The 5,353-nt window shown below is 69.9% G+C and carries 7 protein-coding genes; all 7 read right to left on the minus strand.

Annotation, left to right across the window (positions count from 1 at the left end; genetic code table 11):
• A partial coding sequence (locus tag NL1_RS35540; RefSeq protein ID WP_245673741.1) for a nitrate- and nitrite sensing domain-containing protein occupies nucleotides 1-1,049 on the minus strand: 1,049 nt, incomplete at its 3' end.
• 281 nt (nucleotides 1,050-1,330) lie between these two features.
• Nucleotides 1,331-1,483, minus strand: coding sequence for a hypothetical protein (locus NL1_RS38030; RefSeq protein ID WP_156095205.1), 153 nt, complete (start codon nucleotides 1,481-1,483; stop codon nucleotides 1,331-1,333).
• A gap of 56 nt (nucleotides 1,484-1,539) precedes the next feature.
• Nucleotides 1,540-2,568, minus strand: a complete 1,029-nt coding sequence (locus NL1_RS35545; protein WP_067849270.1) for a hypothetical protein — start codon at nucleotides 2,566-2,568, stop codon at nucleotides 1,540-1,542.
• A gap of 46 nt (nucleotides 2,569-2,614) precedes the next feature.
• Nucleotides 2,615-3,121 carry a PspA/IM30 family protein gene (locus tag NL1_RS35550; RefSeq protein WP_067849261.1) on the minus strand — a complete coding sequence of 169 codons (507 nt, stop codon included), beginning with the start codon at nucleotides 3,119-3,121 and terminating at the stop codon, nucleotides 2,615-2,617.
• Between the two features lie 52 nt (nucleotides 3,122-3,173).
• Nucleotides 3,174-3,941, minus strand: coding sequence for an alpha/beta hydrolase (locus NL1_RS35555; RefSeq protein ID WP_067849264.1), 768 nt, complete (start codon nucleotides 3,939-3,941; stop codon nucleotides 3,174-3,176).
• 144 nt (nucleotides 3,942-4,085) lie between these two features.
• On the minus strand, nucleotides 4,086-4,379 hold the full coding sequence (locus NL1_RS35560) for a DUF427 domain-containing protein (protein ID WP_067849267.1): 294 nt from the start codon (nucleotides 4,377-4,379) through the stop codon (nucleotides 4,086-4,088).
• Between the two features lie 427 nt (nucleotides 4,380-4,806).
• A partial coding sequence (locus tag NL1_RS35565; RefSeq protein WP_479687433.1) for a phenylalanine--tRNA ligase subunit beta-related protein occupies nucleotides 4,807-5,353 on the minus strand: 547 nt, incomplete at its 5' end.

Below are 5,353 nucleotides of genomic sequence, written 5' to 3' on the forward strand. Positions count from 1 at the left end.
TGGGTGTCGCCACCGGCGTGCCAGGCGGCGATCACCTCGGGCAGCCGTCGCCCCGCGACGTCGTCGGCCTCGGCGGCGAGCGCGGCCAACGGGCGGACGATGGCGCGCACGCCCGCCACCACCAGCGCGATCTCGATCGCGATCGCGAACAGCGCGGCGATCAGGAACCCGGCCAAGGTCAGCGCCGCCACCTGGCGCAGGTCGTGTGCGCGCTGCCGCACCGCGTCGCCGACCGCCTGTTGCACGACGCGCTGCTCGTCGATGACGGCCGTCATCTGCGTCCACCAGTCGCTCGGATCCACCGGACGGACCAGCGGGCCCGCGCTGGAATCGATGGCGACGCGCTCGGATTCGGCCGCACGCATCGCGTCGTCGCCGCGCAACGCGGTGTCGAGCAGATCCCGTTGCGCGACGGTGGCGTCGCGCGCAAAGGCGGCGAGCCCTGCCGATTTGGCGGCACGGATGTCGAGGAACTGGACGTACTCGCCGGGCTCGAAACCGTCGGCGGCGAACACCCCGTTGAGGAAGCCGCGCTCGCGCGCCGTCTGCTCCTTCGCCTCGCCGAGCGCGTACAGCGCGAGCAGACCGTGCCGCACCTCGGCATCGCGGGCCTGGTCGAGACCGAGTCGCGGACGGTTCAGCGCGTCGATGGCGTCAGTGTAGAACTGGAACGCGGCCGCCCGGCCGATCCGGCCCGCGTCGACCTGGGCGCGGACCGCGGGCAACCCGGCGAACTGGCCGACCGCGGCCCGGATCTCGCTGGAACCGGCTGCCGCGCCCGATAATTCGGCTTCGAGTGCGCGCAACGCGCGGTCGGTCGCCGCGCGCTGGTCCGCGACGGCCTGCCGCAGCCGGACGTCACCGCCGAGCAGGCCGTTGCTCAGACCGCGCTCACGCTGCGCCTCGTGCAACAGATCCTGCACCACCAAGGCGAGCGAGACCGCGGCCACCGTGTCGCCGCTGCGCTGGTACGACTGGATCTCCCTGGCGAGGGTGAGGCCGAGCAGCGCGAGCACCAAAGTCAGTGAGACGGCAAGAATTCTGGCCAATCGGCCCCGAATGGTGCGCGGCCGAACTATCCTTCCGACACCAGCCGGTTCCGGAATGGCGACCGAAGCCGTCACCGCGCCGCTTGCCTGCGGCCTCGAACGCACACGCACCACCCCGCTCCTCGCGAACTGCGACCGCGGCGGTTCGAAGTCGAACCCGCGGAATCAGGAGCAAGCTGTCACAGCCCGCAGGCGGTGTCAACGCGAAAATCGGGCAAATCAGACACGAGCAGGGATTCTAAACACGCTGGTAATCCAGTATTTTCGCGGTTTCGATCCGCTCACACCGCGCCGCGCCCGACGGTGACCGCCGCGCGGGTGAAGCACACCACACGCGACACGTCGAATACCGCGCCATTGCCCTCGAATACCCGCGACGGCGCCTTCGAAACCGCGCGGGCATCGTCGAAAACCGCGCCGCCGCTGTCGAACACCGCGTCGGTGGTTCAGAACACGTCGCCGAAGCCTCAGCCGATCGCGTCGGCGAAGGCTAGCCGATCGCGTCGCCGAGGATGCCGAGCACGGCGTCCGAGGTGTAGAACGGCTCGAAGCGCTCCCGGATCAGCTTGGCCAGCACGCCGTTTCGCTTCGCGCCCTCGATCACCGCGGGACCGTAGCGCAGGATCTCGGTGGCGATGTCGTCACCGGAAAGCCCGAGTTCGGGCAGCATGGCGGCCAGCGTGTACTCGCCGTACTTGGCGTAGAACACCTCGACGCACTCCTCGACGAGCAGGCCGAAGTACTCCTTCTCGCGGGTGGTCACCGCGATCTCGTAGCACAGCAGCACCAGCTCGTTGAGTTCCTTCTGGGTCAGATACTCGCGCAGGCCGCTGACCGGCTCGTCGGCGTGCAGATCCCAGAACTCCATGGCGGCCGAGTGCACAGGGGCGTCGCGCAGCATCTCGCGGATCGCGTTGTTGGTGCGCTTGAGCGCGAACATCGCGCCCTTGCCCGCGAGGTCGCCGACGAACGTGCCGTCGGCGACCTTCTTGGCCCGGTTGGCGGCCGACTGGCCCAGCAACATCAGCGAGGAGACGCCGGGGATCTTCTCGGCGCGCTCTCGGTTGGCCTGCATGAAGTCGTTGATCAGCTTGTCCACGAACTTCGAGGCCACCGTGGCCACCAGCGGGCTCTCGGTGAGCCGGTCCAGGATGCGCTCCTGGGCCTGGTGCATGCCGAAGATCTTCTCCAGCAACGCCTCCACCGGTTCCCGCTCCACCACCTCGCCCAGGGTGTAGTCGTTGTTGGCGGCGATGTGGTCGTAGATCGAGTCGGCGAACACGCCGACCATGTCGGCGAGCACGGGGCTGCCGCCGATCAGGTCGACGACCGTCGCGACCGTCTGCTTGGCCTGGTCGAGCTGCACCACCTCGCGGAACACCAGGGTGTCGGCCACGCCGACCACCGCCTCGACATCGCGGGCGACGACCTCGGCGAATCGGTCGCCGGTCACCTCGGCCAGCAGGAATTCCACCTGGGCATCCAAGAGCCGTTCGGCGATCTCACGCGGCTCGGTCATCGAAATCCACCATTCATCTCGGTCCAGCACCCCGGACCAGCGCACGTCAGTCTGCGCTCTTGCCGCGCAACGATTTCCGTATCTGGTCCAGACGTTCCCGCGCGGCCTTCTCGCGCGCGGCGAATTGTTCGTCGGCGCTGCGGCCCGCCGGGGTCTGCCGGTCGAGCTCACCCATCCCCTCCGCAGTGCCGAAACGCTGCTCGACCTTATCGCGAACCGACTCGAAAGTAGGTACCCCCGAGGGCGAATATCCGCCGGTCTCGGGCAGCGTGGGCATACCGGTCGGTTGAATCGGTACCGCCGGTACCGGGAAACCGGCTCCGACCTGCCCGGATGCCACCGCGCCCACACCGCTGTCATGCGCCGAAGCGTCGGGCGTGGCAGGACTCACATCGGGATCGGATCCCGCATGAGCCGCACCGGCGAGTTCGTCCAGTGCGGCGCGCACGGCCCAGAGAGCCGAGCGCCCTTCGACCGCGGCGCGCAGCACCGTCACCAATTCCGCGTCCGGCAGGGCGGCAAGCCGCGCGACGATTTCCCTCGTATCGCTCATAACGCCAGGCTACGCACCAGAACAGACCGCTCGCCCCGGTCGCGTTTTCCGGCTATCCGGCGAGCACCTCCGTCGCCCAGGCCCGCAGCATGGCGGGCCATTCGGCGCCGAGCAGCGCGATGACGTCGTTGTGCCCCGCGCCCGGCACCACCACGAGCCGCTTGGGTTCGGACGCGGCGGCGTACAACCGCTCCGCATTGCGCAGCGGCAGCAGTTCGTCGCGATCGCCGTGCATGATCAGCACCGGCGCGGCGAGATTGCCGATCCGCCGCAGGCTCGGGTAGGCGTCGGGGATCAGCGGGCGCGGCAGGAACGGGTAGATCGCCCCGGCCGCGTCGCGGAGGCCGGTGAAGGTCGACATCAGCACGAGTCCGGCGGGCGGGTGCGCCTCGGCGAGTTCGAGCAGCACACCGCCGCCCAGCGACTTGCCCAGGTACAGCACCCGATCCGGGTCCACCCCGGGCCGGGCGAGCAGCGCCTCGCGCGCCGCCCGCGCGTCCAGGTAGGTGCCGTGCTCGCTGGGCCGCCCGGTGCTGCGGCCGTAACCGCGGTAGTCGAAGGCGAGCACGTCGAAACCCGCGGCGACCAGCAGCGCGAAGATCGCCACCCGATCGCCGAGATTGCCCGCGTTGCCGTGCGCGAAGAGCACGTGCCCGATCGGCCGCCGCGCGGGCAGCCACCAGGCGTGCAACGTCTCGCCGTCCTCGGTGCGCGGCGCCAGGTCGATGTAGTCGAGGCCGACCGCGGCGGGCGTCTGCAAGATCTGCCGATCCGGCAGATAGGTCAGCGCGTTGAGAATCCGAGCCGCGGGGTGTCGCATGCAGACGTTCTTACCCCCGCGCGCCGCGCCGTCGAGCGTCAGGGCGTTCGACCGGCGATTCGCGCACGACTCGTCACCGCGGAAGGACCGAGCACTTTACGGTGAGCCGAACCAGGACGGCACGCCCGGTATGTCGAACGGGGGTCAGTCGCCCACGGCCACATCGACACCGCGCCAGAATGCGACGCGGTCGCGCACCATCGCGGCTTCCGGCTTGGGTGTCGGGTAGTACCAGGCGGCGTCGGGATTGCGCTCGCCGTCGACGGTCACCGTGTAGTAGGAAGCGGTGCCCTTCCAGGGGCAGATCGTGTGGTGTTCGCTGGGCTCGAGGTATTCGCGGCGCACGGCGTCCGCCGGGAAGTAGTGATTGCCCTCCACCACCACGGTGTCGTCGCTCTCGGCGAGCACCGTCTCGCGCCATACCGCTCGCACGGTCATCGGACCTCCCGGGTCGTCGGAGGAAGCTGCCATCCGCCACGCTACTCCCGATCACAGCCCGGTCCGCTGCCGCGAGCCTCGATACCGGAATACGCACGGCCAGTGCCCCGTCCACAAAGGTTGGACACAGAATCCGACCGAATGTCACCGTCGATCGGCTCACCGCAATGAAGGTCGCCCTCGGTCGGTTCACCGGGCACGAAGGTCGAGTGAACGAAGGTCACGTCCAGTCGGTCTGGCGGGATGAAGGGGGCCTTCGTTCGGCTACCGCGCCGACCATTCTGGACGCGGCACCAGCACAGGGCCCAGGGGCGACGGCGGGACCCGGATACAGCGAGACCCGTACGGCCTGGTTCCTGTACGGGTCTCGCTATAGATCACGCAGCCGGACGACATCCGCCCTCGGCGCGCACGGCCGGAGGTACGCCTAACCGCGCAGGACCGCTCCTACCGCCTCGGCGGCCGACGCTACCGCGGCATCGCGGGCGGCGCTCGCCTCGTCCTCGGTCAGCGTGCGATCCGCGGCGCGGAAGCGCAGCGCGTAGGTGAGGGACTTGCGACCCTCACCCGCCTGGGCGCCCTCGTACACGTCGAACAGGGCGATGTCCTCGAGCAGCTCGCCGCCGCCGGTGCGCAGCGCCGCCTCGACCGAGCCCGCGGGCACCGACTTCTCGACACTCACCGACACGTCCTGCAACACCGCAGGGAACGGCGACACCACCGGCACCGGACGGGCCTCGCGCAGCGGCAGCGCGTCGAGGTTCAGCTCGAGCGCGCAGGTGCGGGGCGGCAGGCCGGAGCGTTCCAGCACGGCCGGGTGCAGCTCACCGGCATGGCCGACGACCACGCCGTCCACCACCAGCTCGGCGCAGCGGCCGGGATGCCAGGGCAGGTACGCGGCGGTGCGACGCTCGATGGTCACGCCCGCGGCGTCGGCGATGGCGTCGGCCAGGGCGAACGCGTCGGCGGCCTCG

Source organism: Nocardia lijiangensis NBRC 108240 (assembly GCF_001613045.1).
Taxonomy (GTDB): Bacteria; Actinomycetota; Actinomycetes; order Mycobacteriales; family Mycobacteriaceae; genus Nocardia; species Nocardia lijiangensis.

Coding starts and splice junctions, on each gene's coding strand:
- NL1_RS35545 (WP_067849270.1), bottom strand. CDS start 2,568: ATGACCGAGCCGCGTGAGATCGCCGAACGGCTCTTGGATGCCCAGGTG.
- NL1_RS35550 (WP_067849261.1), bottom strand. CDS start 3,121: ATGAGCGATACGAGGGAAATCGTCGCGCGGCTTGCCGCCCTGCCGGAC.
- NL1_RS35555 (WP_067849264.1), bottom strand. CDS start 3,941: ATGCGACACCCCGCGGCTCGGATTCTCAACGCGCTGACCTATCTGCCG.
- NL1_RS35560 (WP_067849267.1), bottom strand. CDS start 4,379: ATGACCGTGCGAGCGGTATGGCGCGAGACGGTGCTCGCCGAGAGCGAC.